This window comes from Stenotrophomonas sp. YJH_SMC_106-19 (assembly GCF_059368375.1).
Genome location: NZ_JCAFRQ010000005.1, coordinates 17,233 through 42,348, shown reverse-complemented (window position 1 = coordinate 42,348; position 25,116 = coordinate 17,233). Strand labels below are relative to the sequence as shown.

22 protein-coding genes are annotated in these 25,116 nt (G+C 68.0%); 15 read left to right on the top strand and 7 right to left on the bottom strand.

The features are described from left to right. Window positions 1-147 precede the first annotated feature (147 nt). On the bottom strand, window positions 148-1,170 hold the full coding sequence (locus tag AC5P5M_RS14430) for a TIGR00266 family protein (RefSeq protein ID WP_495206062.1): 1,023 nt from the start codon (window positions 1,168-1,170) through the stop codon (window positions 148-150). A gap of 160 nt (window positions 1,171-1,330) precedes the next feature. On the opposite strand from AC5P5M_RS14430, the gene AC5P5M_RS14425 reads away from it, so the two are divergent. Next, window positions 1,331-3,598, top strand: coding sequence for a TonB-dependent receptor (locus AC5P5M_RS14425; RefSeq protein ID WP_495206061.1), 2,268 nt, complete (start codon window positions 1,331-1,333; stop codon window positions 3,596-3,598). A 106-nt stretch (window positions 3,599-3,704) separates the two neighbouring features. Here the strand turns inward: AC5P5M_RS14425 and AC5P5M_RS14420 are convergent, their stop codons facing one another. After that, window positions 3,705-4,544: an acid phosphatase gene (locus AC5P5M_RS14420; protein ID WP_065182115.1), complete on the bottom strand. Its 840-nt coding sequence runs from the start codon at window positions 4,542-4,544 to the stop codon at window positions 3,705-3,707. 259 nt (window positions 4,545-4,803) lie between these two features. Here AC5P5M_RS14420 and AC5P5M_RS14415 point away from each other — a divergent pair, with 259 nt between their 5' ends. Together AC5P5M_RS14415 and AC5P5M_RS14410 are read left to right on the top strand one after the other, a co-directional pair. Then, on the top strand, window positions 4,804-5,682 hold the full coding sequence (locus tag AC5P5M_RS14415) for a hypothetical protein (RefSeq protein ID WP_065182116.1): 879 nt from the start codon (window positions 4,804-4,806) through the stop codon (window positions 5,680-5,682). 17 nt (window positions 5,683-5,699) lie between these two features. Further along, complete coding sequence (locus AC5P5M_RS14410) at window positions 5,700-6,899, top strand: DUF4785 domain-containing protein (protein ID WP_495206060.1); 1,200 nt, start codon at window positions 5,700-5,702, stop codon at window positions 6,897-6,899. Between the two features lie 88 nt (window positions 6,900-6,987). On the opposite strand, the gene AC5P5M_RS14405 is transcribed toward AC5P5M_RS14410, so the two are convergent. Beyond that, window positions 6,988-7,830, bottom strand: coding sequence for an ABC transporter ATP-binding protein (locus tag AC5P5M_RS14405; protein ID WP_322523088.1), 843 nt, complete (start codon window positions 7,828-7,830; stop codon window positions 6,988-6,990). Window positions 7,831-7,960: 130 nt separating this feature from the next. Between AC5P5M_RS14405 and AC5P5M_RS14400 the strand changes: the two genes are divergently transcribed. The 4 genes from AC5P5M_RS14400 to AC5P5M_RS14385 all read left to right on the top strand — a co-directional run bounded on the left by AC5P5M_RS14400 (window position 7,961) and on the right by AC5P5M_RS14385 (window position 12,031). Further along, entirely contained in the window at window positions 7,961-9,163 is a 1,203-nt protein-coding gene (locus tag AC5P5M_RS14400) for a DesA family fatty acid desaturase (protein WP_053516042.1), read from the top strand. Then, window positions 9,160-9,489 (top strand): EF-hand domain-containing protein, encoded by a 330-nt coding sequence (locus AC5P5M_RS14395; protein ID WP_128987651.1) that lies wholly within the window; start codon window positions 9,160-9,162, stop codon window positions 9,487-9,489. The genes AC5P5M_RS14400 and AC5P5M_RS14395 overlap by 4 nt, the downstream gene beginning before the upstream one ends. A gap of 19 nt (window positions 9,490-9,508) precedes the next feature. After that, entirely contained in the window at window positions 9,509-10,321 is an 813-nt protein-coding gene (gene mutM, locus AC5P5M_RS14390; protein WP_053516047.1) for a bifunctional DNA-formamidopyrimidine glycosylase/DNA-(apurinic or apyrimidinic site) lyase, read from the top strand. Window positions 10,322-10,426: 105 nt separating this feature from the next. Then, on the top strand, window positions 10,427-12,031 hold the full coding sequence (locus tag AC5P5M_RS14385) for an OpgD/OpgG family glucan biosynthesis protein (RefSeq protein WP_053516049.1): 1,605 nt from the start codon (window positions 10,427-10,429) through the stop codon (window positions 12,029-12,031). 221 nt (window positions 12,032-12,252) lie between these two features. Here the strand turns inward: AC5P5M_RS14385 and AC5P5M_RS14380 are convergent, their stop codons facing one another. Both AC5P5M_RS14380 and AC5P5M_RS14375 read right to left on the bottom strand, forming a co-directional pair. After that, window positions 12,253-12,873: a thymidine kinase gene (locus AC5P5M_RS14380; protein ID WP_495206059.1), complete on the bottom strand. Its 621-nt coding sequence runs from the start codon at window positions 12,871-12,873 to the stop codon at window positions 12,253-12,255. A 39-nt stretch (window positions 12,874-12,912) separates the two neighbouring features. Then, window positions 12,913-13,671 (bottom strand): SEL1-like repeat protein, encoded by a 759-nt coding sequence (locus AC5P5M_RS14375; RefSeq protein ID WP_053516053.1) that lies wholly within the window; start codon window positions 13,669-13,671, stop codon window positions 12,913-12,915. 118 nt (window positions 13,672-13,789) lie between these two features. Between AC5P5M_RS14375 and AC5P5M_RS14370 the strand changes: the two genes are divergently transcribed. Both AC5P5M_RS14370 and AC5P5M_RS14365 read left to right on the top strand, forming a co-directional pair. After that, the gene (locus tag AC5P5M_RS14370; RefSeq protein WP_053516100.1) at window positions 13,790-15,766 is read left to right on the top strand and encodes a UvrD-helicase domain-containing protein; all 1,977 of its coding nucleotides are present in this window, start codon (window positions 13,790-13,792) and stop codon (window positions 15,764-15,766) included. A gap of 86 nt (window positions 15,767-15,852) precedes the next feature. Next, window positions 15,853-16,380, top strand: a complete 528-nt coding sequence (locus tag AC5P5M_RS14365; protein WP_053516055.1) for a GNAT family N-acetyltransferase — start codon at window positions 15,853-15,855, stop codon at window positions 16,378-16,380. Window positions 16,381-16,428: 48 nt separating this feature from the next. Here AC5P5M_RS14365 and AC5P5M_RS14360 read toward each other — a convergent pair whose 3' ends face one another. Next, window positions 16,429-17,079 (bottom strand): YceH family protein, encoded by a 651-nt coding sequence (locus AC5P5M_RS14360; protein ID WP_495206058.1) that lies wholly within the window; start codon window positions 17,077-17,079, stop codon window positions 16,429-16,431. 99 nt (window positions 17,080-17,178) lie between these two features. On the opposite strand from AC5P5M_RS14360, the gene AC5P5M_RS14355 reads away from it, so the two are divergent. The 5 genes from AC5P5M_RS14355 to plsB all read left to right on the top strand — a co-directional run bounded on the left by AC5P5M_RS14355 (window position 17,179) and on the right by plsB (window position 23,763). After that, window positions 17,179-18,096 carry a 5'-nucleotidase, lipoprotein e(P4) family gene (locus AC5P5M_RS14355; protein WP_053516102.1) on the top strand — a complete coding sequence of 306 codons (918 nt, stop codon included), beginning with the start codon at window positions 17,179-17,181 and terminating at the stop codon, window positions 18,094-18,096. Beyond that, window positions 18,093-18,818 (top strand): orotidine-5'-phosphate decarboxylase, encoded by a 726-nt coding sequence (gene pyrF, locus AC5P5M_RS14350; RefSeq protein WP_053516059.1) that lies wholly within the window; start codon window positions 18,093-18,095, stop codon window positions 18,816-18,818. Before AC5P5M_RS14355 ends, pyrF begins: the two co-directional genes overlap by 4 nt. 219 nt (window positions 18,819-19,037) lie before the next feature. Then, complete coding sequence (locus AC5P5M_RS14345) at window positions 19,038-19,859, top strand: serine protease (RefSeq protein WP_065182122.1); 822 nt, start codon at window positions 19,038-19,040, stop codon at window positions 19,857-19,859. 314 nt (window positions 19,860-20,173) lie between these two features. Then, on the top strand, window positions 20,174-21,127 hold the full coding sequence (locus tag AC5P5M_RS14340) for a hypothetical protein (protein WP_495206057.1): 954 nt from the start codon (window positions 20,174-20,176) through the stop codon (window positions 21,125-21,127). After that, a complete protein-coding gene (gene plsB / locus AC5P5M_RS14335; protein WP_495206056.1) occupies window positions 21,127-23,763 on the top strand; it encodes a glycerol-3-phosphate 1-O-acyltransferase PlsB in 2,637 nt (878 codons plus the stop codon). Before AC5P5M_RS14340 ends, plsB begins: the two co-directional genes overlap by 1 nt. 122 nt (window positions 23,764-23,885) lie before the next feature. Here plsB and AC5P5M_RS14330 read toward each other — a convergent pair whose 3' ends face one another. Continuing rightward, window positions 23,886-24,089 carry a YdcH family protein gene (locus AC5P5M_RS14330; RefSeq protein WP_053516066.1) on the bottom strand — a complete coding sequence of 68 codons (204 nt, stop codon included), beginning with the start codon at window positions 24,087-24,089 and terminating at the stop codon, window positions 23,886-23,888. Between the two features lie 91 nt (window positions 24,090-24,180). On the opposite strand from AC5P5M_RS14330, the gene ttcA reads away from it, so the two are divergent. Then, the gene (gene ttcA, locus AC5P5M_RS14325) at window positions 24,181-25,101 is read left to right on the top strand and encodes a tRNA 2-thiocytidine(32) synthetase TtcA (protein ID WP_181452149.1); all 921 of its coding nucleotides are present in this window, start codon (window positions 24,181-24,183) and stop codon (window positions 25,099-25,101) included. Window positions 25,102-25,116: the final 15 nt, after the last annotated feature.

Here is a 25,116-nt window from a genome sequence, read left to right as displayed (position 1 = left end):
GCGCCAGCATACCGAAGCCACGGCGGGCCGGGCAGGGCAGGACGACGCCCTATTCATGGACCGCCATGGGTAGCGCCGGGCATGGCCTGGCGGGCAGTTCGGGGCCGCTGCGCTCGCCGGGCATGGCCCGGCGCTACCCGTGGGCGATCAGAACCGGCTGTCGCCGTCGAGGATGCGGCCGATGCCGCCCAGCACCGAGCCTTCGCCGCGGTTCTGCCCACCTCCCTGCGGCGCGGCCATCCACATCCGGCCGGCCAGGCGCGAGAACGGCAGCGATTGCAGCCAGACCTTGCCCGGTCCGGTCAGGGTTGCCAGGAACACGCCCTCGCCACCGAACACCATGCTCTTGATGCCACTGACCCGGCGCACGTCCATGTCCACCGTCGGGTGGTAGGCGACCACGCAGCCGGTATCGACGTCCAGGCGCTCGCCGGCGGCCAGCTCGCGCTCGACCACACAGCCTCCGGCGTGGATGAACACCCAGCCATCGCCTTCCAGCTTCTGCATGATGAAGCCTTCGCCGCCGAACAGGCCGGTCATGATCTTGCGCTGGAACTGCACGCCGATCTGCACGCCGCGCGCCCCGGCCAGGAAGCTGTCCTTCTGGCAGACCAGGCGGCCGCCGTGCTGGTCCAGCTTCATGGCCAGCACGGTGCCGGGGTAGGGCGCGGCGAACGCGACCTTGGCCTTGCCCTGCCCGGTATGCGTATAGAGCGTGGCGAACAGGCTCTCGCCGGTCAGCACGCGTTTGCCGGCCGACATCAGCTTGTCCATGATGCCGCCGCCCTGGCCGCTGTGCGTGCCGTCGCCGAACACCGTATCCATCTGCACCGAGGCGTCCTTGAACATCAGCGCGCCGGCTTCGGCGATGGCGCTCTCGCCGGGATCCAGCTCGATCTCCACGAACTGCATCTCATGGCCGACGATGCGGAAGTCGATGTCGTCGGCCCGGCCCCGCACAGGCCCGCCCGGCACGGGTGGCGGCGTGTTGGGCATGCCCGGGGCCGGCGCCTGCAGCTCGGGCACCTCGGCGATCGCGGTCCAGCCGCTCATACCCTGGCACCAGGCCAGCGCGCGGGGGTTGGCCTGCGCGTAGCGGCGCGCGGCTTCGTCATCAAGCGGCCCGATGCGGTCGGCCTGGGCGGAGGAATGGAAGTACCACTGGGTCATGGCGGTGCGCCGGGTCGGGGTGGGAAAGCCCGAGTCTAGCGACCCTCCCCGGTGGCCCGCGACCGCGCCATGAACAGCGGCCATTTGCGGCGCAGGTGCTGTATTGCAACAATTATCTGGTAGCGCCGTTTTACCACCCCTCCAAACACAGCCTACCGCCATGTCCCCGACCCGCACTTCCCGCGGCCGTATTCCGGTCGCGCGCCCCCTCGTTGCCGCTCTCTCCGCCCTGCTGCCGCTGGTTGCAGCCGCCCAGGAAACCCCCGCCGCCAAGGATCCGGTCGCGCTCGATACCCTGCAGGTGACGGCCCAGCGCCGCGTCGAGAATGCCAAGGACGTGCCGGTCGCGATCACCGCGATCCAGGGCGAGAAACTTGATGTGCTCGGCTCGGCCGGCGACGACATCCGCTTCCTGGCCGCGCGCGTACCCAGCCTCAACATCGAATCGTCCTATGGCCGTGCCTTCCCGCGCTTCTACATGCGCGGCCTCGGCAACACCGACTTCGACCTCAATGCCTCGCAGCCGGTCTCGCTGGTGTACGACGACGTGGTGCAGGAAAGCCCGCTGCTGAAGGGCTTCCCGTTGTTCGACCTGGCCAACGTGGAAGTGCTGCGTGGGCCGCAGGGCACCCTGTTCGGCCGCAACACGCCGGCCGGCGTGGTCAAGTTCGATTCGGCGCGTCCGTCGCAGGATGCCGATGGCTACGTCCGCGTCGGCTACGGCAGCTACAACAGCTGGAACGTGCAGGGCGCCTACGGCGGCCCGCTGACCGACCGCTGGTCGGCACGCGTTTCGGCGATCTACCAGCGCCGCGACGACTGGGTCGACAACACCCGCGTCGGCGCGCCCAACAGTGGTTTTGAAGGCTATGATGAGGCTGCCGGCCGCGTGCAGTTCCTGTACGAGGGCGACGATTTCGAGGCCCTGTTCAACCTGCACAAGCGCAAGCTCAACGGCACCGCCCGCCTGTTCCGCGCCAACATCATCCAGAAGGGCAGCAACGCGCTGGTCGAGAACTTCGACCGCGACAAGGTGGCCAACGACGGCGTGAACTTCTCCGACCTGGAAACCTGGGGCGGCAGCGCGCGCCTGCAGTGGAACCTCGGCTCGGTGACCTTGCACTCCATCACCGGCTACGAGACTGCCGAATCGCTCAACCGCGGCGATATCGACGGTGGCTACGGTGCTTCGTTCCTCGGCGCCGGCAATTATGGCCCGGGCTTCATTCCGTTCCCGTCCGAATCGGCCGATGGCCTGCCGCACCACCGCCAGTGGACCCAGGAATTCCGCGTGGAATCCAATGAGTGGGGCCGCTTCGACTGGCAGGCCGGTGTCTTCTACTTCGATGAAGACGTCACCATCGACAGCTTCAACTACGACTCGCTGACGCCGGGCAATCCGCAGACCGGCCATGCCGTGCAGAGCCAGCGCAACAAGGCGTGGGCGGTGTTCGCATCGGGCGACTTCGATGTCACCGACCGCTTCAAGCTGCGCGCCGGCGTGCGCTACACGCAGGACAAGAAGGACTTCACCGCGCGCGTGCTGCAGGCCGTGCAGGGCGGCACCCCGGTGAGCGGGCCGTACCTGGCCAACACCGACGTCGATGACGTCAGCTGGGATGTCAGCGGTGTGTACAAGCTGACCGACAACGTCAATGCGTATGCGCGCGTGGCCAAGGGCTTCCGCGCGCCGTCGATCCAGGGCCGTCTGGCCTTCGGTGGCGTGTCGCAGGCCGATTCCGAGAAGGTGATCTCGTACGAAGCCGGCATCAAGGCCGACCTGTTCGATCGCCGCGCCCGCCTGGGCTTCAGCGTGTTCCGCTACGACGTCGACGGCCAGCAGCTGATCGCGGTCGGCGGCAGCAACAATACCGCCACCCTGCTCAACGCCGACAAGACCATCGGCCAGGGTGTGGAGCTGGACCTGGAAGCCTACCTGGCCGACAACGTCCTGCTGACCCTGGGCAGCAGCTACAACGACACCGAGATCAAGGACGAAAACCTGGCCGTGGCGATCTGCGGCGGTGGCTGCACCATCACCGATCCGACCACGGTGATCAACGGCGGCACCTACGCCCTGGTCAACGGCAATCCGCTGCCGCAGGCGCCGAAGTGGATCCACAACATGACCCTGCGCGTGGGCTTCCCGCTCACCGATGGAAGCGAGCTGTACGCCTACACCGACTGGGCCTACCGCAGCCCGGTGAACTTCTTCATCTACGAGTCGCCGGAGTTCCACAGCCGCAGTTCGCTGGAAGGCGGCCTGCGCCTGGGCTACAACTGGGAGTACGGCCAGTACGACGTGGCGGTGTTCGGCCGCAACCTCACCAACCAGACCCGCGTGGTCGGTGCGATCGACTTCAACAACCTGACCGGCTTCCTCAACGAGCCGCGGACCTGGGGCGTGGAGTTCACCGCGAAGTTCTGATGCGGTCGCTGTAGCGAGGCAATGCAGAAGGGCCGGCGCAATGCCGGCCCTTCCGCGTTCGGTGTCCGCCGGGCGTGGCCCGGTGCCACCTGTGCGCCGCGAGCGCTTACAGCGCGCTCTGCGGGCGTACCTTCAACACTGCCTCTTCGGCGGTGCAGTTGCGGCTGGAGTGCAGGCCGGCCTTGCGCGCGGCGGCGATCTCGCTGCGTGCCGCCAGCAGGTCGCGCTGGAACGCGGCATTGTCATGCAGCCGGGCAACGGCGGCAGCCCCCATGAAACGGCCTTCGAGGATGTCGCTCTGCCAGTGCACGTTGCACACCAGGCGGCTCTCGCCATAGTTGCGGCCACGGGCCTGGATGGCATCGGCACGATCCGGCGCGATCTCCGACAGGATCAGGGCCCATGCCCAGCCGATCGAGGTGTGGCCGGACGGATAGGACCCGTTGCTGCGCAGGCCCGCTTCATCATCCGGCGTGCAGGTCGGCTCGCCGTTGACCATGAACGGGCGCGGGCGCTGGTAGTGGTTCTTGGCGACCTTGGTGGCAGCGCTGGCGTCGATCCGGCTGCGCTCCAGCAGGCGGTACAGCGCGGGCGTCTTCACCGCGTCCACATCGATGTCGACCGCGCAGGAAAACTGGTTGGCACCTTCCGGAAAGCCCAGTTCGGCATCCAGTGTGGCCTGGGCGAAGCGTGGGCTGCCGCGCAGTGCACGCGCTTCGCGGCTGACCTGTTCATCCAGGGCGAAGCCCGCCGAGCCCGCGGCGGGTGGCGCCGGAACCAGGGCCAGGCTGGCCGGTACGGCGCGCGCGTCCAGATAGCCCACGGCCTTGGTGGTGACGTTGGCTTCGACGGCGGTCGGCCGGGCAGCAGACGCGGCACAGCCGGCCAGCGCCAGCACGATGGCCAGGCCAAGCAGGGGACGGGCAGGGCGGAAGATCACAGACATGGTCAGGCTCAGCAGAGGAAACACCACGCCATGATCGCAGCCCGCAGCCGGCGTCGCAGTGGCCGTCGGTCATACGGCCAGACCCGGCATGGTCATCAAAACGGGGCAAATGCGTCATCGCGCTCCGCCATTCTCCCGAATCCGGGCGCAGCGCACGGACTTTCACGCGCCGGGGCATTGAGCATCGGCGCAACGATGGCATGCATGCCATTCCATTCCAGCCGGGTCGGGGGGATCCGCTGACAGAGGGAGAGAAGCGATGCGCAGCACCGCAACAGGAAGTACCGTCCTGGTCCTGCTCGCCACCATGGCCGTCACGCCGGCCACCGCCGCCGATGTGGTCGGCGTGGCCTTCGTGCACGGCACCGGCGCGCAGACCAACGCCACCCAGGACTACTGGCAACCGGCGATCATCGACACCGTCCGCCAGGGGCTGCCGAACAGCAGCAACTATGTGGTCATCAACTGCGATTTCACCCAGTACATGTGGAAGCCGGAAGCCGCCGGCTGCCTGGCCGACCAGCTCACCGGATTCATCAACAGCCGCGGCATCACCCAGCTGGTGGTCATCACCCATTCCAACGGCGGCAACGTGATGCGCTGGATCCTCTCCAACCCGACCTACGACAGCCGCTACCCGAACATCATCCGCACGGTGCGCAAGGTCAACGCGCTGGCACCCTCATCGGCGGGTACGCCGCTGGCCGATGCCGTGCTCAACGGCAACACCTTCGAAACCTCCCTGGGCTGGCTGCTCGGTTACAAGAACGATGCCGTGCGTATGCAGCAGGTCGCCAGCATGGCCACCTACAACGCGCAGAACCTGTACGGGACGGCCGGTCGGCCGGCACTGCCCAAGCCGTTCCGCGCGGTGGTCGGCAGCGATGTCGAATCGGCCGTGTGGGACAGCAACAGCTACTGCGGCGGCTACGCGGCCAACGTCGGCCTGGAGTTCACCCAGAACTGGCTGTCCTCGTGCTCGGACGGTTTCCTGGAGTGCAGCAGCCAGAAGGCGGCGGGCAGTACCTGGTTCACCGACACCGCGCGCACGCAGGGCGCCGAGCCGTTGAGCCACAACCAGAGCCGCCGCGAGTGCTTCGGCCTGGGCGCCATCCTGCGCAACGACCTGGCCCAGTGAGGACGACGACGATGACGATGAATTCCCTTCCGCTGACCATCGCCGTGCTGGCAGCCCTGGCCACGGCCTCCGCCACGGTGCACGCTGCGCAGCCACTGCGCGCCCTCCCCGGCGACCAGGTGGTGGCCACGCTGGTGGCCGCACCGCTGCCGCCTGACGACAGCGAACACGCGCCCCTGGCGTTTGCCTGGGCACTGGACCCGGCGCAGGCCCTGCAGGCCTCCACGCCCTACGCCTCGGTCAGCCGCAGCTACTGGCAGCAGGTCGATGGCGCGCAGCTGCAACGTGGCCTGGAGCTGCCGCTGACCGCCCCCGATGCGGTGATCCAGCTGAGCCCGGCAGCCGGTGCGCGCGCGGTTCCGGCGCAGTCACTGCAGGTCCGGGATCCGGCCGGCCGCAGCAGCGTCGCCCGCGCCGTCGACGCGCGCCAGCTGCAGGACGCCGGCATGCCCGTGGGCGATGGCAGCAGCATGCTGCGTACCGGCACGGGCAGTGCTGCGGGAAATTACCGCCTGCAGAGCGCGCAGGCGCAGGGCCGCTACGTCGTACAGGTGCTTGAACCCAACAGCCCGTTGCGGCTGGAGGTGCAGGCCAGCCAGGCGCAGGTCCTGGCCGGCGGCAGCGTACAGCTGCGGGCACGCCTGCTTGAAGACGGAGCCAGTCCCGCCCAGCTGCAGGCGCGTCGCGGGGGACTGGGCGGCGAAGCCTTGCTGGTCGCACCCGATGGCCGCAGCTGGCCGCAGCGGTTGCTGCGTACGACCGACGGCAGCCTGCACGCGCAGGTACGGATTCCCGCCGAGGCCAGCAACACGCAGGGCCTGTGGGAGCTGCAGGTGTTCGCCCAGGCCGATGGCGTACTGCGCGACGGCAAGGTCGCCTTCGCCGTAGCCCGGCCGACCGCCCGCTTCGTCGGGCAGGCCACACCGGACCAGGCCAGCCGGCGCGTGGCGCTACCGTTGCAGGTCGCCGCCGCCGGGCGCTACGAAGCGCGCGGCACCCTGCACGCCACGGGCCCGGATGGCCAACTGCGTCCGGTCGCGCAGGCGCACGCCGCCGCGTGGTTCGACGGTCCCGGTCGCGGCCAACTGGTGCTGCCGTTCGACCAGGCAGCGCTGCCGGCCGGCTTCGGTGCCCCCTTCGAACTGCGCGAGCTGCAGTTGCATGACCAGAGCCGGATGGCACCGATCGAGTCACGCGCAGTCGCGTTGCGGTTCTGAGGCGTGACGTGGCGGGCCGGAATGCCGGCCCGCTACCCTGCGCCGCCTGCGGCGCCAAGCCGACGCCGGCACTGCGCAGGCGTACTGCTCACCCCGCGTACGCCGTCAGCCGGCCGTCCTGTTCGACCACCCGGATCGGCCCGCCGAACACCGCCGACAGAGGCCCGTCGCACAGCAGCGCTGCCCGACTGCCGTCGGCCAGCACGCGGCCGTCGCGCAGCAGCACCACCCGCTCGATCTCGGGAATGACCTCTTCAATGTGATGGGTCACCAGCACCAGGGTGATGCCCTGCTGCGCCAGTGCCCGCATGGTCGCGATCAGCTGCTGGCGGGCGACCAGATCCAGGCCGGTGGAGGGTTCGTCCAGCAGCAGCGCCTGCGGCCGGTTCACCAGCGCGCGCGCGATCAGCACCCGGCGCGTCTCGCCGGCAGAGAGCTCTGCATAGGCGCGCTCGCGCAGGGCCAGCGCACCGGTCATCGCCAGTGTCTCGCCGGCGCGGGCACGCATCTCGGCGGTCACCTCACGGAAAGCCGGCACCACGCAGCTGGCGAAGAAACCGGACAGCACGGCCTGCTCGACGGTGAGCCCCGGCATCTCGGACAGCGTGCTGCTGAGGTCACCGGTGACGATGCCCAGCTGCGAGCGCAGCCGGTCCACCTGCCAGCGGTTCTGGCCCAGTACCTTCACCGCGACCGCGCCGTCGCCCTGCGCCAGCGGGTAGAGCTCGCGGGTGATCAGCTTGATGAAGGTCGATTTGCCGCAGCCATTCGGGCCGAGCAGGGCGGTGTGCTGGCCCTGCGCGATGCGCAGGCTCAGCCCATGCAGGACCTTCACCTGGCCGCGCATCACGCTGGCGCGGTCCAGTTCGATCAACGGCGGCCGCTCCCCGGCGGACGGGACGGCGACAACGGCGCGGGCGCGCGGATCCAGGCTCGACAACTCAGGTCCCCAACTGTGAACGGTGCCACGGAAGCGGTGCTGGCGCACCGCGGTCAGAGGTGCAGTTTGCAACGCAAGCGGCCATGATGTCTGCCATCCCCGTGCGATCCGGAGAGCCTCCATGTCCGATGCCCTGATATCCCTGTTGACCGGTGGCGTGCTCGGCCTGGGAGGGTGGGCCATGCTGGCGGTGCTGCTGGTCTTCACCCAGATCACCATCTTCTCGGTGACGCTCTACCTGCATCGCAGCCAGGCCCATCGCGGCGTCGATTTCCATCCGGCACTGGCCCACGTGTTCCGCTTCTGGCTGTGGCTGACCACCTCGATGATCACCCGCGAGTGGGTGGCCATCCATCGCAAGCACCACGCCAAGGTGGAGACCGAGGACGACCCGCACAGCCCGGTCACGCGCGGCATCGGCACGGTGTTCTGGCGGGGAGTGGAGCTGTATCGGGAAGCACGCGGCATGCGCGCGGATATCGAGCAGTACGGACGCGGCACGCCCGACGATGCCATCGAGCGCCACCTGTATACCCCGCATGCGACCCTCGGCCCGGTGCTGCTGCTGGCCATCAACAGCGTACTGTTCGGCCTGCCGGGCGTAGCACTGTGGGCGATCCAGATGGCGTGGATTCCGTTCTGGGCGGCCGGCGTGGTCAATGGCCTGGGGCACTGGTGGGGTTACCGCAACTACGAATCGGCCGACACCTCCACCAACCTGACACCGTGGGGCGTCTGGATCGGTGGCGAGGAACTGCACAACAACCACCATGCCTTCCCCAGTTCGGCACGCTTTGCCATGCGGCGCTGGGAAGTCGACATCGGCTGGTGCGCGATCCGCCTGCTGCAGGCCCTGCGCCTGGCCAGGGTGCTGCGCGTCGCACCGGCGATGGATGTGCGCCCGAACATCGCCGTGCCCGACGCCGAGACCCTGAAGGCACTGCTGTCGCATCGCTTCCAGGCGATGACCGATTACCAGCGCAACGTCTTCATGCCGGCCCTGCGCGAGGAAGCCGCCCAGGCGGGCGCCAAGCTGCGCCGGCTGCTGCCGCGGCGGCTGCGCCGCGGCCTGGTCAACGATGGGCGCTGGCTGAAGCCGGACAACCGTGCCCAGCTCAGCGAATGGGTGGCGCAACGCCCGCGCATCCGTGTGCTGGTCGAATACCGCGCGCGGCTGGCTGCGCTGCTGGAGGCGCGCGGGCACGATGCCGCCGAGCGCCTGCGACACCTGCAGGCGTGGTGCCGCGAGGCCGAGGGGAGCGGAATCGCCGCGCTGCAGGCCTATGCCGAACGGCTGAAGGGCTACACGCTGGTGGGCGCATGAGGGCAGGGGCGCTGCTGCTGGCCGCGCTGCTGCCGGCCGCCGCCCCGGCCCAGGTCAGCGACACCCGCAGCTACCTGCAGAAGATGGACAGCGACGGCGACGGCCGGGTCAGCGAGACCGAGTACGTGCAGTGGATGCTGTATGCCTTCGACCGCATGGACCGCAATGGCGATGGCGTGCTGACTACCGATGAACTGCCCGGGGGCAAGGGCAGGGCGATCACCCGCGAGCAGCAGCGGCAGGTCATCGTGCAGCGCTTCCACAAGCAGGATGCCAACGGTGACGGGTTTCTCGACGCCCGTGAGCTGTCCGCGCCCCCGCGTTGAGCGGGCGTAGAATCGGGGCATGCCTGAACTGCCCGAAGTCGAAACCACCCGCCGCGGCCTGGCCCCGCATCTGCAGGACCGCCGCGTCCACGGCGTGATCCTGCGCCGCGCCGACCTGCGCTGGCCGATTCCGCCGGAGATTGCGCAGCTGCTGCCGGGACAGCGCATCGAAGGCATCCGCCGGCGCGCGAAGTACCTGCTGCTGGACACGGCCATCGGCAGCGCCGTACTGCATCTGGGCATGTCCGGCAGCCTGCGTGTACTGCCCGGAGATACCCCACTGCGGCCACATGACCACGTGGATATCAGCCTGGACAACGGGCGCCTGCTGCGCTTCAACGATCCGCGCCGCTTCGGCAGCCTGCTCTGGCAACCGGCCGGGCAGGTCCATCCGCTGCTGCAGGGGCTGGGGCCTGAACCGCTGGACGAGGCCTTCCATGGCGATTACCTGTTCGCCCGCAGCCGCGGCCGCAGCGCCCCGGTCAAGACCTTCCTCATGGACCAGGCGGTGGTCGTGGGCGTCGGTAACATCTATGCCGCCGAGAGCCTGTTCAAGGCCGGCATCAGCCCGCTGCGCGAGGCCGGCAAGGTCTCACGCGAGCGCTACCAGCGGCTGGCCACCGCGGTGAAGGAAACGCTGGGCTACGCGATCACCCGCGGTGGCACCACACTGCGTGATTTCATCAGCCCCGATGGCGCACCGGGCTACTTCGAGCAGGAACTGCTGGTCTATGGCCGCGACGGGCTGCCCTGCCCGACCTGCGGACGCCCGCTCAAGCACGCCATGATCGGCCAGCGTGCCAGCGTGTGGTGCAGCCACTGCCAGCGCTGAGGCGGTCCAGCCAGCGGCAGCTGAATGGGAGGTTGCGCTCTCCGCTGCCCGTTAACGTTTGTCTGCCTATGATGGCCGACCCTTCCCTGTGCCTGACGCGCCTGCATGCAACGACGCGACTTCATCCGCAACGCCTCCCTGGCCCTGGCAGCCTTCGGCCTGCCGTCCCTGCCCGCCTGCGCCGCCAGCAGGAACGGCCAGGTCGGCCTGCGCCGCCTCGGCCAGCCGCAGCCGTTCAGCTTCGCCACCCTGAAGGGGCAGGCACGCGCACTGGCACAGGCCCCCTACCAGAGCCACAAGCGGGTGCTGCCGGGCCGGCTTGAAGCGCTGGACTGGGACCAGTACCAGTCCATCAGCTATCGCCAGGACCACGCGCTGTGGGCCGACCAGCCGGGCAAGTTCCAGGCCAAGTTCTTCCACCTGGGCCTGTACTTCCATTCGCCGGTGCGCATGTTCGACGTGGTCGACGGCCAGGCGCAGGAACTGGCGTATGACGGTGCAGCGTTCAACTACGGCAAGAGCGGGATCCGCAACGGCGAACTGCCGGCGGACCTGGGCTTCGCCGGCTTCCGCCTGAACACCCGCAAGGATACCGACCGCGATTTCGCCGCGTTCCTTGGCGCCAGCTATTTCCGCGCGGTCGGCAAGGAAGGCCAGTACGGGCAGTCCGCACGCGGCCTGGCGATCGATACCGGCATGGGCAGGCCGGAGGAGTTTCCCGACTTCATCGCCTATTACCTCGAACAGCCTGCCGCCGATTCGGACACCATCATCGTCTATGCATTGCTGGACTCGCCCAGCGTAGCCGGCGCCTACCGCTTCGCCATCACCAACGGCGATGTGCTGCTGATGGACATCGACAGTGCGCTCTATCCGCGCAAGGCGATCGAGCGCCTGGGCATCGCGCCGTGCACCAGCATGTACCAGGTGGGTGAGAACGACCGCCGCATGGACTGGGACTGGCGCCCGGAGATCCACGATACCGATGGCCTGTCGATGTGGACCGGGGCCGGTGAGTGGATCTGGCGGCCGCTGTGCAACCCGCGCAACCTGCGCTTCAACATGTTTGTCGACCGCAATCCGCGTGGCTTCGGCCTTCTGCAGCGCGACCGCAACTTCGATCACTACCAGGACGACGGCGTCTTCTATGAGAAGCGGCCCTGCCTGTGGATCGAGCCGAAGGGCGAATGGGGCGAGGGCTCGGTGCAGCTGGTGGAGATCCCCACGGTCGATGAGACCTTCGACAACATCGTCGCCTTCTGGAATCCGAAGGAGAAGCCGCAGCCGGGACAGGAGCTGCTGGTCGGCTACCGCCTGTACTGGGGCGCCGAGCCGCCGGCACGGCCACCGCTGGCGCATTGCGTGGCCAGCCGCACGGGGCTGGGCGGTGTGGTCGGCAAGAAGCGCGAGTACTTCTCGTGGCGCTTCGCCGTGGACTTCGAAGGCGGCGAACTGGCAAAGCTGATCGACAAGGCCGAGGTCGAGGCAGTGGTGGAAACCAGCCGGGGCCGTGTCGAGATCGTATCGGCGCGTCCGCTGCGCGAGATCGACGGTTACCGCGCGATGTTCGACCTGGTGCCGCCGGAGGGCAGCACCGAACAGATCGACATCCGCCTGTACCTGCGCAGCGGTGGCAAGCCGCTGACCGAAACCTGGCTGTACCAGTACACGCCGCCGCCGGCCGGTGCACCGGAGCGGACGCTGTACTGAGTGGGTGTCGGTTTGCAGGGCTTGCAGCCCCCCATCCGCAGACGCCGGAGCAACATCAGAAGCTGGCTCCCTGTGGATAGGCAATTTCCCGGGATGAGTTGGACATGCCGATGGGGTCAGATCCGTTTTCCCGAAGGAGAACGGATCTGACCCCACAGTTTCACTCGACGTTGACGTTGCTTGAAGCTTCCGCAGGTGAGCGCAGCCCTGCCAAACACCGCCTACAGCGGCAAGGGTGCCTGCATCGGCTCGATGCGGCCTTCACCGCGGGTGATCTTCTTGAACTCGGCCCGGCTCACCGACACATAGCGGTCGTTGCCGCCGATCTCCACCTGCGGGCCGTCCTGCACGGCATGCCCATGCTCATCCACGCGGACGGTCATGATCGCCTTCTTGGCGCTGTGGCAGATGGTCTTGATCTCCTGCATCTCGTCGGCCCATGCCAGCAGGTACTGGCTGCCTTCGAACAGTTCACCGCGGAAATCGGTGCGCAACCCGTAGCACAGCACCGGGATGCGCAGTTGGTCGACCACTTCGCTGAGCTGCCAGACCTGCGCGCGGGTCAGGAACTGTGCTTCGTCCACCAGCAGGCAGCCCATCGGCCCGTTCGATGCCAGGTCCTGTTCGGCCCAGCGCTGCAGGTCGGTGTCGCGGTCGAACGCCATGCCTTCGGCGCGCAGCCCGATGCGCGAGGCCACTACGCCTGCGCCCGCGCGATCATCCAGGCGCGGGGTCAGGATCGCCACCCGCATGCCGCGCTCGCGGTAATTGTGCGCGCTCTGCAGCAGGGTGGTGGTCTTGCCGGCGTTCATCGCCGAGTAGTAGAAGTAGAGCTTGGCCATCGGCCAATTGTACGCATCCGCTGCGCAGCCGGCCGCAGGCTACTTCGCTGCCGGTGGCACGTTCGGCAGCTGCTCCAGTTCGCCCACTTCGACGGAGGCATCCAGTGGGCGGGCCCAGAACGCATCCTGGTTGCACCAGTACCGCTGGGGATCCCACCAGGCCTTGTCGTAGACCAGCTGCGCCGGCACCTGAGGGGTAACCAGGCCGGGCATAGCGTCGGGCCCCGAACGCGACGCCACCATCAGCCCGGGCGAGATATGGCCCGTACGCGAGCCGGTGATCTGGCCAAGGCCCTGGCGCAGCTTCCTCTCCATGCGCGGCTTGGCCTGGGCATCGCCGAAGCGTGCATACACGGCCTGGCCCCGGTGCACGGCCTGTGCGCGTTCGGTCTCGTCCAGCTGCTCCCAGTAGAGTTCGCGCTGGCGCAGGAAATCGTGGTACATCCGCTCGGCGGCCAGATCCATCCAGGCATAGGCCAACGGCCGGTCGACGGCGGTCCCGACGCCCTGCCAGTACATCCGCGCCACCATCGACTGCGAGAACTTGTCGGCATACAGCGCGGCAGTGCGGAAGCTGCGCAGCGCCTGCGCGTACTTGCCCTCGCGATACAGCCCCAGGGCATGACCCCGCCATCGCAGGTCAGGATGGGCCTCAAAGAAGCCGTTGGTGAGTACATCGCGGGGAATGGGCTTGGCCGGTTGCAACCTGCACTCCAGCGCCGGCGCGGCGGCCACCGCCAAGCCTGGCGCAGCCATCGCGAGTATGACCAGGCAGAACAAGCGCGTGTGCGTGTTCATGACATCACTCCATTGATGCGTCTGCCCACTGATAGCACCGGACGGCGCCCATCGCAAGCCGGGCCGGGCGATGGCGACTCTGTGGTGGTGCCCGGCCGCCCGGTACAATCCGCCCATCATGCACGGTCTCAATCCTCCCCAAGCCGCCGCCGTCCTGCACATCGAAGGCCCGTTGCTGGTGCTGGCCGGTGCCGGCAGCGGCAAGACGCGCGTGATCGTGGAGAAGATCGCCCACCTGATCGGCTGCGGCCGCTACCCGGCCCGCCGCATCGCCGCGATCACCTTCACCAACAAGTCGGCCAAGGAGATGCGCGAACGTGTGGCCAAGCGTCTGCGCGAGCAGGACGCCGACGAGGTGACCATCTGCACCTTCCACGCCCTGGGCCTGAAGTTCCTGCAGATCGAGCATGCGGCGGTGGGCCTGAAGCGCGGCTTCTCGATCTTCGATGCCGACGACGCCGCCGCGCAGATCAAGGACCTGATGCATGGCGCCAAGCCCGACGATATCGAGGACATGAAGAACCTGGTGTCGCGGGCGAAGAATGCCGGTCTCTCGCCCGAGCAGGCGATGGCTGCCGCGCGCAGCAACCGCGAGAAGGAAGCAGCCAGCGTCTACGAGCGCTACCAGCTGCGCCTGACCGCGTTCAACGCGGTCGACTTCGACGACCTGATCCGCCTGCCGGTGCAGATCCTGGAGGAGAACCCGGAGATCGCCCTGGCCTGGCGCGAACGCATCGGCTACCTGCTGGTGGACGAATGCCAGGACACCAACGACGCGCAGTACCGCCTGCTCAAGCAGCTGGCCGGGGACAAGGGCAACTTCACCTGCGTGGGTGACGATGACCAGTCCATCTACGCCTGGCGTGGCGCCAACCCCGAGAACCTGCAGCAGATGGGGCGCGACTACCCCACGCTGGAGATCATCAAGCTGGAGCAGAACTACCGCTGCTCCAACCGCGTGCTGCGCGCGGCCAATGCGTTGATCGCCAACAACCCGCACGAGCACCTGAAGAAGCTGTGGAGCGATCAGGCCGACGGTGAGCGCATCCGCGTATGGGAATGCCGCAACAGCGAGCACGAGGCAGAGAAGGTGGCCGCCGAGATCGCCTTCGTGGCGCAGTCGCGCAACGTGCCGTGGAGTGACTTCTGCATCCTGTTCCGCGGCAACTTCCAGTCGCGGCCGCTGGAGAAGGCGATGCAGCTGCTGCGTATTCCCTATCACCTGACCGGCGGCACCATGTTCCTGGAGCGCCAGGAAGTGAAGGACACGCTGGCCTGGCTGCGGCTGCTGGTGAACCCGGACGACGACACCGCATTCATGCGTGCCGTGCAGGCGCCCAAGCGTGACGTGGGTGCCGGAACGCTGGCCAGGCTGGCCGAACTGGCATCGGAAAAAGACATGCCGATGGCCCAGGCGGCCGAGGCGATCGGCGCGCTGTCACAGCTGCCGCCGCGCGCTGCCAACAGCCTGGCGCGTTTCACCGACATCCTGCGCGACCTGCGCGCACAGATGCGGCAGGTCAGCTCCGGTGACATGATCCGCAAGGTCGCCAAGGAATCGGGCCTGCTCAGCGAGCTGCGCCAGCAGGCCAAGGAAGAGGCCAGCTACCAGCGCCGCGCCAACAACATCGAGGAACTTGCGCAGTGGTTTGAAGGCGGTCCGCGCGGTGCCACCGCCGCCGATCTGGCCGGCCAGCTGGCACTGTTGTCGCGCAGCGACAAGGATGAGGGCGGCAACCAGGTGCGGATGATGACCCTGCATGCCTCCAAGGGCCTGGAGTTCCCGTATGTCTTCATCGTCGGCTGCGAGGACGGCGTGCTGCCGCACCAGGTCAGCCTCGACGAAGGCAACCTGCAGGAGGAGCGGCGGCTGCTGTACGTGGGTATCACCCGCGCCAAGATCCAGCTGTGGATGAGCTACAGCAAGCTCACCCGCAAGTTCGGCGAGCATGTGCGGCTCAAGCCCAGCCGCTTCTTCGACGAGATCCCGGCCGAGGAGATCCAGCGCGACGGCGCCGATCCGGTGGCCGATGCCGCGCGCAAGAAGGAGCGGGCAACGGCGGGACTGGCGGCGATCGAGGCCCTGTTCGACTGACCGGGGTCGGATCCCTTCCCGCAGGGAAGGGCTCTGACCCCAGCACATCGCCCTACAATCGGGCCTCTCCACCCACAGGTCTGCGCATGCATCCCATCGAAAGCGAACGCCTGCGGCTCCGCCGCATCGAGCCTGATCGTGATGCGGCGCCGATGCTGGCGCTGCTCAACGATCCTGGTTTCGTGCGCTTCATTGGTGACCGCAACGTGCACAGCGAAGCGCAGGCCCGCGAGTACATCGCCCTGCGCGTGCTGCACAGCTATGCGTTGAACGGGTTCGGCATGTATGCCATCGAGCGTCTGTCCGATGGTGCCTGGCTGGGCAATGCCGGGCTGGTCCGGCGCGACGGCCTGCCGGGACCGGACATCGGCTATGCCTTATTGTCGGAGTACACGGGGCACGGCTACGCGGGGGAAGCAGCGCGGGCGGTCTTCACCCACGCGCGCGGCGCCCTTGGCTTGCAGGACCTCTATGGCATCACCGACCTGGACAACGTCGTGTCCGGGAAAATCCTGCTGGGCCTGGGCATGTGCGAACAGGGGGTCATCCAGCTGCCGGGCATCGCCACGCCCAGCCGTCTGTATGCCACGCCGGGAGCGGCGCCGGTCGGCTAGTCCGCCTGTACCGCATCGACAGCGTTGGGCCAGGCCCGGCGGGCCGCCTCAGCCGCGCAGGTCCGCCAGCTGCGCCTGCAGTTCGGCCACTGCCGCTTCCAGCTGGGCCACCCGTTCAGCCAGGCCCGGGTCGGCCGGCTCGCTGCCACCGGCACCGCCTGCGTACCGTGCCGCCAGTGCCGCCGCGTCCACCTCGCCGCACAGCAGGTGCATATAGCGGTCCTCGCGCTGGCCGCGGGCGCGCGGCAGCACGATGAGCAGCGCGCGCTGCTGCAGGCGCTCGATGGCGTGGCGGGCTTCGTCGGTGTCGGCGAAGCGGTACAGGCGCTCGCTGCGCGTGACCAGCTCGCCCAGTGTCTGCGGCCCGCGCAGCAGCAGCATCGCCAGCAGCACGGTCTGCTGCCGGGTCAGGTCCAGCGCGGCCTGCAGGCGATGCTCGTAGCGGTCTGCACGCGAGGAGAAGTGCTGGCGCGCCAGGCCCATCGACTCCAGCTGGCGCAGCGCGTGCTGGACACTGCCGGCGTCGACGTTCATCACCGGCTCGCGCGCGGTCTTCTGGTTGGCGGCCGACTGGGCGGCGTTGACCGTCAGCGGGTAGGTGTCCGGCGTGGTCGCCTCCTTCTCCACCAGGCAGCCCAGCAGGCGGGCCTGCACGGGATCGAGCAGGGGACGGTCGGGGGTCTGGATGGCATCGGTCATGGCGGCCTCCGGGAAGGCATCGGGTCAACCGCCAAGCATAGCCGTCCCGATGGCGCCTTTGCCGGTAAAATGAGCCGATATCTGTTGCCGGTGAATGCCATGCGTCGTCCTGTTTCCCTGTCCCTCACCCTGCTCGCCACGGCGCTGCTGGGTCTGTCCGCCTGCAAGCGCGTCGAGACCCCGGCCACCGACGCGGCCGCTCCGGTGGCCCCGGCTGCCAAGACCGGGGCGGCCGGCGAAGCGACCGCCAACGACAACCTCAACGCGGTGCTGTGGATGCAGCGCGCGCAGGAGTACCGCGCGATCACCGAGCAGACCTACCGTGCCGCCGCCGACCGCCTGGACGGCGCGCTGAAGGAAGCCCACTGGGACGCGCTGGTGCCGGAAGAGCGCGGCAACGAAGCCAAGGGCCTGAAGCCCGCGGTGGTGCTGGACGTGGACGAAACCGTGCTGGACAACTCGCCCTACCAGGCGCGCCTGGTGCGCGATGGCAAGGAATACGACGAGCTGAGCTGGGACCAGTGGGTCGCGGAGAAGAAGGCCAAGGCGATTCCCGGCGTAGTCGATTTCGCCAAGGCGGCCAATGCCCGCGGCGTGACCCTTCTGTACATCTCCAACCGCGCCGTGCACCTGAAGGAAGCGACCCTGGCCAACCTGCGCGAGCAGGGCCTGCCGGTCGCCGATGACAGCGTGTTCCTGGGCCTGGGCACCGTGGTCGAAGGCTGCGAGCAGGCCGGCAGCGAGAAGAACTGCCGCCGGCGCCTGGCCGGGCAGAAGTACCGCGTGCTGATGCAGTTCGGCGACCAGCTGGGCGACTTCGTGGAAGTGACCGCCAACACCAATGAAGGGCGTGACGCACTGCTGCAGCAATACCACGACTGGTTCGGCGAGCGCTGGTGGATGCTGCCGAACCCGACCTACGGCGGCTTCGAGCCGGCGCAGTTCAACAATGACTACAGCCAGTCGCGCCAGGCACGCCATGATGCCAAGCGCGCTGCCCTGGACTACGCGCCGTGAGCCGCGCACCGCTGCCGCTGCGCGACGATGAGCGCCTGATCTTCGCGCTGGATGTCCCTGACCGCGTACAGGCACTGGAGTGGGTCGACCGCCTCGGCGAGAGCGTGGCTTTCTACAAGATCGGCATGGAACTGCTGGCGTCCGGTGACTACTTCCAGGTGCTGGATGAGCTGGCGCGCCGCGACAAGCGCGTGTTCGTCGATCTGAAGTTCTTCGACATCCCCGCTACCGCGGCGGCGGTGATCCGGCGGCTGTCGCAGTGGCCGGTCAGTTACGCCACCATCCACGGCTGGCATCCGGCAATGATGGAAGCCTGCGCCGCGGCCAGCACCGGCGACATGCGCCTGCTGGCGGTCACCGTGCTGACCTCGATGGGGCGTCCGGACCTGGCGCAGATGGGGATCGACCGCGAGCCGGTGGACGTGGTGGTCGAGCGCGCGCTGGCCGCGCAGGCCGCCGGTATCGACGGAGTGATCGCATCAGGCCAGGAAGCCGCGCCGATCCGTGCCGCGACCGGTGCCGGCTTCTCGATCGTCTGCCCGGGCATCCGCCCCGGGGGTCCGGTCGGCGACGACCAGAAGCGTACCGTCGGCGTCGCCCAGGCGTTTGCCGATGGCGCCGACGCCATCGTGGTCGGTCGACCGATCCGCCTGGCGGCCGATCCGCAGGCAGCGGCGCGGTCGATCCAGCAGGAAATCGCGTCGGCTTTGGCTGCACGCTGAGTCCCGCACCAACAGCGATCACGGTGACATCATGAACGCCATCGCGCTGCATGCGGGATGGCGTTCGCAATTGTGGCTCCCGTAATGACGCGACCGTCCCCACACCGATGAACTGTGAGCCCGCTCGCAGTGCGCGGGGGTGGTCGCCCTTCCAATCGATGCACCGGCGTGGACCGCGGCTTCGCCGGTTCCAATCATCGATAGAGGGAGTACAAGGATATGTATCGCAGCACCTCTTTGCTGTTCGGTGGCCTGCTGGCCGCTGCCATCTTTCCTGCCACCGCAGCAGCACCGGCGACCGGGTCGCCCCACATCATCGGCGGCGCCCCGGCCGTGCCCGGCGAGTATCCGTTCATGGTCAGCCTGCAGGGCCTGGAGCTGGGGGACAGTGACTTCGACCGCCACGTCTGCGGCGGCACGGTGATCTCGCCGTCCTGGATCCTGACCGCCGCGCACTGCGTACAGGGCAACTCGCCCGCGCGGCTGGCGGTGCTGGCCGGCAGCACCACGCTGGCCACCGCGCCATCGCCTCGAGCGTCCAACATCAGGGCGATCCACGTGCACCCGGCCTTCAACAGCGGCAACACCCTGGAGCACGACGTGGCCCTGATCCACCTCAGCGCGCCGCTGGCCGACGTGCAGCCGGTTGCCCTGCGCCTGCGTCCGGACGCCAGCTATCTCAAGCCGGGTCGTGATTTCACCGTGATCGGCTGGGGTGACACCGGCATCGATGACGACGTGATCTACCCGACCGAGCTGCAGGCGGTGCGGACGCCCTTCGTGCCCTTCACGCAATGCCAGCAGGCGTACGCCGGTGAGCTGGCCCGCGGCAAGGTGATCTGTGCCGGTCGCGAGGGCATCGACAGCTGCCAGGGCGATTCGGGCGGGCCCCTGCTGTTGCGCCTGCGGGAGGGCTGGACCCAGTTCGGCATCGTCAGCTGGGGCGAAGGCTGTGCCCTGGCCGGCTACCCGGGGGTTTATGCCCGAATCGCCGAAAAACATGCCGTGGATTTCATCGAATCCGTGTGGCAACGCGATTGATTCAATAAAATCAATAAGTTGAATAACATTACATCATGTGTTGCCTTAAGTTGTGCGGCGGCGTAGGATCGCGCCATCCGGTCTTCGGACCGGGCCTGCGCCACAACACTGTCCTCCGGCCTCGAGCCGGCTTGAGGAGCCTGTGATCCCCGTGATCCGGGCTCTTTTTTTATCCCGGTGGCGGCGCTGGGGTCAGATCCCTTCTGCCGCAGCAGAGGGGATCTGACCCCCTTGGCTGGAAACCGTGACGTCCCGGCTTGCCGCTGTCACCTTGCAGGCCGCAAGATGCGGACCGGTCCGGGGAGTCCGAAGGCATGAGCACGGTAGTGCGAACGAAGTCTGCACGAGGGTGGGGGCTGGCGGCCATGGTGCTGCTGGCCGTGGCCGCGTGCCGCGAGCCAGGCAGTGATCCGGCCCGACCGGCAGCCGAACCGGTGGCCGCCGTGCAGGCGATGGCGCAGCGTCTGGCCGAGGACGATCTGCTCGGCTACGCGAAGCTGTCGGTGCCCCCCAGCCAGTACCAGCGGCTGCAGCAGGCCTGGGCGGACGGACACAGCCAATGGCCGCTGACCGAACTGCCGCTGGGTGACCAGCTGCTGCCGATGCTGGCCGCCCTGCGCAGGCCCGGCGCCAGCGCCGAACTGCAGCGCAGTTTCGACCGCCAGCTGGCCGGGCAGTCCGGCGCGGTGCGCCAGGCCGCGCAGTCGATGGGCAACTTCGGGGTGCAGTACCTGCGCCATCAGAAGGGATACACGCCCAGCCAGCAGGCCCACTACATCGCCCTGGTGGAGGCCCTGTCCGGCTGGGCGCAGGGCGCACCGATCAGCGATCGCGCACGGGCGCGCAGCAGCATCGCCGCGCTCGTCGGCGCCGCCACCCAGGTCGGCTTCGAGGATGATGCCGGCCTGCAGGCCGCGGGGATGGAGGGCAGCCTGCAGCAGCTGGCGCCGTTCATCCACACGCTCAAGGCCGTGCTGGCCAGCTACGGGCTGGGGGTGGACGAAGCCCTGCGCAGCATCCGCGGCGAAGTGCTGTCACTGGAGGGCGACAACGCGCTGGTCCGCCTGCAATACGACCTGGCCGGGCGCGAGCTGGCCCTGCAGCTGCCGCTGAGCCGGCGCGAAGGTCACTGGTACCTGACCCGCACTCTGGCCGATACCGACGCGATACTGCGCCAGGCCGACGCGGCCGGTGCGGCAGCCGCGCCCGCCCCGGCCGAACCCGCCGATGCAGGCGAAGAAGCGGCAATGCCGCCGCCTAAGCCATAATGGCGCCGATGTCGAAACAGAACCCGCTGCCGTTCCCCGGCGAAGAATCCCAGTCGACGCCCGCCGAAACGGCGCTGGCGTCCCCCTCGACCAGTACCGGCCCGAATCCGGTGCCGCCGCCCTTGCACGCCCGTCCTCCCGGCCGCCGCCCGCTGTGGGCACGGCTGCTCGGCCGCCTGGTCGAGCCGTGGCTGTCGCTGAAGATCGAACCTGAGGATCCGGGCCAGTACAACGATGGCCGTCCGGTGATGTACGTGCTGGAAGACTACGGGCTGTCCAATGCGCTGATCCTGGACAAGGCGTGCCGCCAGGCGGGCCTGCCGTCACCGCTGGTGCCGCTGGCCGGCGACCCGACCGGTCGCAAACGCGCCTACCTGGCGCTGTCGCGGCGCAGTTCCAGCAACTCGCTGATTCCGGAACAGCGTGGCGCCAAGACCCATTCCGATTCGCTGGCCAAGGTCCTGCAGGCGCATCGCGTGCATGAGGATCTGGACGTGCACCTGGTGCCCGTGTCGATCTTCGTCGGCCGCGCGCCGGACAAGCAGAGCGGGTGGTTTGCCGTACTGTTCTCGGAGAACTGGGCGCTGGTCGGCCGTTTCCGCCGCCTGCTGGCGGTCCTGCTCAACGGCCGCAGCACCATCGTCCGCTTCGCTCCGCCGATTTCGCTGCGCTCCACCGTCGACGAGGGCCTGGAGCCCGAACGTACGGTGCGCAAGCTGCAACGCGTGCTGCGCACCCATTTCCGCCGTATCCGCGAATCGGTGATCGGCCCGGACCTTTCCACCCGCCGCCTGCTGGTGGACCAGGTGCTGGCCGCCGAGCCGGTACGCGAAGCGATCGCCGCGCAGGCCAAGCGCGACAATTCCAAGCCGGCCGATGCCTGGAAGAAGGCGCATGCCTACGCCTGGGAAATCGCTGCGGACTATTCCAGCCCGGTGGTGCGCTCGGCCAGCTTCATGCTCAGCCATGTCTGGAACCGGATCTATGCCGGTGTGCTGGTTCACCATCTGGACAAGTTCAAGGCGGCCGCGCCGGGCCATGAAGTGGTGTACGTGCCCAGCCACCGCAGCCACATGGACTATCTGCTGCTGTCCTACCTGCTGTACGACCGCGGCATCGTGCCGCCGCACATCGTGGCCGGCATCAACCTCAACCTGCCGGTGGTCGGCACGCTGCTGCGCAAGGGCGGCGCGTTCTTCATCCGCCGCTCGATCCGCGGCAACGCGCTGTACTCGGCGGTGCTCAGCGAGTACGTCGCGCAGCTGGTGGCCGGTGGCTATTCCATCGAGTACTTCGTCGAGGGCGGCCGTTCGCGTACCGGCCGCCTGCTGCAGCCCAAGGGCGGCATGATCTCGATGACCCTGCGTGCCTTCCTGCGCCAGCCGCGCAAGCCGGTGCTGTTCCAGCCTGTCTACATCGGCTACGAGAAGCTGATGGAAGGCGGCAGCTACCTGGACGAACTCTCCGGCCGACCGAAGGAAAAGGAATCGATCTGGCAGCTGCTGTGGGGCATCCCCAAGGTGCTCAAGCAGAACTACGGGCAGGTGGTGGTCAACTTCGGCGAGCCGATCGCGCTGAACGACGTGCTGGCCGAGAAGGCGCCGGAGTGGAAGGGTGAGGCGGTGCCGGAAGACGAGAAGCCGGCATGGCTGTCGACCACTGTCGATACACTGGCCGAGCGCATCCAGGAACGCATCAATGGTGCGGCGGACGTCAACCCGATCAATCTGCTGGCATTGGCCCTGCTGTCCACGCCCAAGCATGCAATGGGCGAGGCGGACCTGATCGCGCAGATCGAACTGTGCAAGACCCTGCTGGTCGAGATGCCGTATTCGGACCGGGTGACGGTGACTCCGCATTCGCCGGAGCGGATCATCGCCCACGCCGAGGAGATCAACGTCCTCACCCGCATCAAGCACCCGCTGGGCGACGTGCTCAGTGTGAGCGGCGACACCGCGGTGCTGCTGAGCTACTTCCGCAACAACGTGCTGCACCTGTTCACCGCCTCCTCGTGGGTGGCGTGCTGTTTCCAGAACAACCGCCGCATGAGCCGCACCGGCCTGGTCCAGCTGGGCCGCACCGTCTACCCGTTCCTGCAGGCCGAGCTGTTCCTGCCGTGGACCGAGGACGAGTTCGCCCAGCGCATCGACCAGACCATCGACGTGTTCGTGCGTGAGGGACTGCTGCAGAACGTCAACGAGGACGATGGCGGCATTCTTGCCCGCAACACCGGGCAGACCGACGAAGTGTTCCGCCTGCGTGCGATCGGCCACTCGCTGCAGCAGGCCTTCGAGCGCTACTACATCGCCATTTCGGTGCTGGTGAAGAACGGGCCGGGCACGCTCGGCGCCGCCGAACTGGAAAGCCTGTGCCAGCAGGCCGCACAGCGCCTGAGCCTGCTCTACGCGCCGGCGGCACCGGAGTTCTTCGACAAGGCCCTGTTCCGCAGCTTCATCCAGAAGCTGCGCGAACTGCGCCTGGTATGGCCCGACGAGAACAGCAAGCTGCTGTTCGACCAGCGCCTGGATGCCTGGGCCAAGGACGCCAAGTTCATCCTCGGTCGCGAACTGCGCCACACCATCGAGCGGGTCAGCCCGGAAGCCGCACGCCCGGACGAGCCAGCGCCGCAGGATTGAAGGTCGCGCCGGGTCCTACGGTGGGTGTGGACCTTGGTCCACACACCTTCCAGTCGTGCCAACCCAGGTTGGCACCTACCAGGGCAGAGGCCAACCAAGGTGGGCACCCACCTGAACCCGGCTCACGCCGGCTCGTCGGGAATCTGCAGGCTTTCCAGCCGGGTGATGCAGTCCTTCAGCTGCAGCTTGCGCCGCTTCAGGCGTTTGGACTCGAGCTCGTCCTCGCCATTGGCCGCCATGCGGGTGATCTGTTCATCCAGCAGGCGGTGCTCGGCGCGCAGGGCGGCGAGGCGTTCGGCGATCTCGGCGGGGCTGTAGGTGTCCACGGCCTCCGAGCATACACAGCGATGATGACCACCGGGAGAGGGCCGGACCGTTCCCCGGCCGGGGCCGCTCCAAGCCGGTAGAATGGCAGGCATGAGTGCCGTGATCTCCCTTCCCGATCCCCTGCCGCGCGCGCCCCGCGATCCGCGCGTGGCCGAGCGCGAGCAGCACAAGCTGGCCAAGCGCCTGCGCCGCCAGGTGGGCGAGGCGATCGCCGACTTCGGCATGATCGAGGCCGGCGACAGGATCATGGTCTGCCTGTCCGGCGGCAAGGACAGCTATACCCTGCTGGACATGCTGGTGCAGCTGCAGAAGAAGGCACCGGTGCCGTTCGAACTGGTGGCGGTGAACCTGGACCAGAAGCAGCCGGGCTTCCCCGAGCATGTGCTGCCGGAGTACCTGGCCGGGCTCGGCGTGCCGTACCACATCATCGAGCAGGACACCTATTCGGTGGTCAGCCGGGTGATTCCGGAAGGCAAGACGATGTGTTCGCTGTGCTCGCGCCTGCGCCGCGGCGCGCTGTACCACCATGCCGAGACCCATGGCTTCACCAAGATCGCGCTCGGCCACCACCGCGACGACATGGTGGCCACGTTCTTCATGAACCTGTTCCACCACGCCAAGCTGTCGGGCATGCCGCCGAAGCTGCGCAGCGATGACGGCCGGCACGTGGTGATCCGGCCGCTGGCCTACGTGCGCGAAAGCGACATCGTCGCGTACGCGCAGGCACGCCGGTTCCCGATCATTCCCTGCAACCTGTGCGGCAGCCAGGAAAACCTGCAGCGCCGCCAGGTCGGCCTGATGCTCAAGCAATGGGACAGGGACCACCCCGGCCGCATCGAGCAGATCGCGCGCGCCATGGGCCAGGTCCGGCCCTCGCAGCTGGCCGACACGTCCCTGTTCGACTTCATGGCGCTGGGCCGTCGCGATGACGCACCGCTGCCCGATGCCCATGCCTGGCTGGCCGGTACCCCGGTCGACGCCGACGCAGATCCCGAGACGCCCACCGCATAAGGTCGGTCGCCCTTT

Coding starts and splice junctions, on each gene's coding strand:
- AC5P5M_RS14430 (WP_495206062.1), bottom strand. CDS start 1,170: ATGACCCAGTGGTACTTCCATTCCTCCGCCCAGGCCGACCGCATCGGG.
- AC5P5M_RS14425 (WP_495206061.1), top strand. CDS start 1,331: ATGTCCCCGACCCGCACTTCCCGCGGCCGTATTCCGGTCGCGCGCCCC.
- AC5P5M_RS14420 (WP_065182115.1), bottom strand. CDS start 4,544: ATGTCTGTGATCTTCCGCCCTGCCCGTCCCCTGCTTGGCCTGGCCATC.
- AC5P5M_RS14415 (WP_065182116.1), top strand. CDS start 4,804: ATGCGCAGCACCGCAACAGGAAGTACCGTCCTGGTCCTGCTCGCCACC.
- AC5P5M_RS14410 (WP_495206060.1), top strand. CDS start 5,700: ATGAATTCCCTTCCGCTGACCATCGCCGTGCTGGCAGCCCTGGCCACG.
- AC5P5M_RS14400 (WP_053516042.1), top strand. CDS start 7,961: ATGTCCGATGCCCTGATATCCCTGTTGACCGGTGGCGTGCTCGGCCTG.
- AC5P5M_RS14395 (WP_128987651.1), top strand. CDS start 9,160: ATGAGGGCAGGGGCGCTGCTGCTGGCCGCGCTGCTGCCGGCCGCCGCC.
- mutM (WP_053516047.1), top strand. CDS start 9,509: ATGCCTGAACTGCCCGAAGTCGAAACCACCCGCCGCGGCCTGGCCCCG.
- AC5P5M_RS14385 (WP_053516049.1), top strand. CDS start 10,427: ATGCAACGACGCGACTTCATCCGCAACGCCTCCCTGGCCCTGGCAGCC.
- AC5P5M_RS14380 (WP_495206059.1), bottom strand. CDS start 12,873: ATGGCCAAGCTCTACTTCTACTACTCGGCGATGAACGCCGGCAAGACC.
- AC5P5M_RS14375 (WP_053516053.1), bottom strand. CDS start 13,671: ATGAACACGCACACGCGCTTGTTCTGCCTGGTCATACTCGCGATGGCT.
- AC5P5M_RS14370 (WP_053516100.1), top strand. CDS start 13,790: ATGCACGGTCTCAATCCTCCCCAAGCCGCCGCCGTCCTGCACATCGAA.
- AC5P5M_RS14365 (WP_053516055.1), top strand. CDS start 15,853: ATGCATCCCATCGAAAGCGAACGCCTGCGGCTCCGCCGCATCGAGCCT.
- AC5P5M_RS14360 (WP_495206058.1), bottom strand. CDS start 17,079: ATGACCGATGCCATCCAGACCCCCGACCGTCCCCTGCTCGATCCCGTG.
- AC5P5M_RS14355 (WP_053516102.1), top strand. CDS start 17,179: ATGCGTCGTCCTGTTTCCCTGTCCCTCACCCTGCTCGCCACGGCGCTG.
- AC5P5M_RS14345 (WP_065182122.1), top strand. CDS start 19,038: ATGTATCGCAGCACCTCTTTGCTGTTCGGTGGCCTGCTGGCCGCTGCC.
- AC5P5M_RS14340 (WP_495206057.1), top strand. CDS start 20,174: ATGAGCACGGTAGTGCGAACGAAGTCTGCACGAGGGTGGGGGCTGGCG.
- plsB (WP_495206056.1), top strand. CDS start 21,127: ATGGCGCCGATGTCGAAACAGAACCCGCTGCCGTTCCCCGGCGAAGAA.
- ttcA (WP_181452149.1), top strand. CDS start 24,181: ATGAGTGCCGTGATCTCCCTTCCCGATCCCCTGCCGCGCGCGCCCCGC.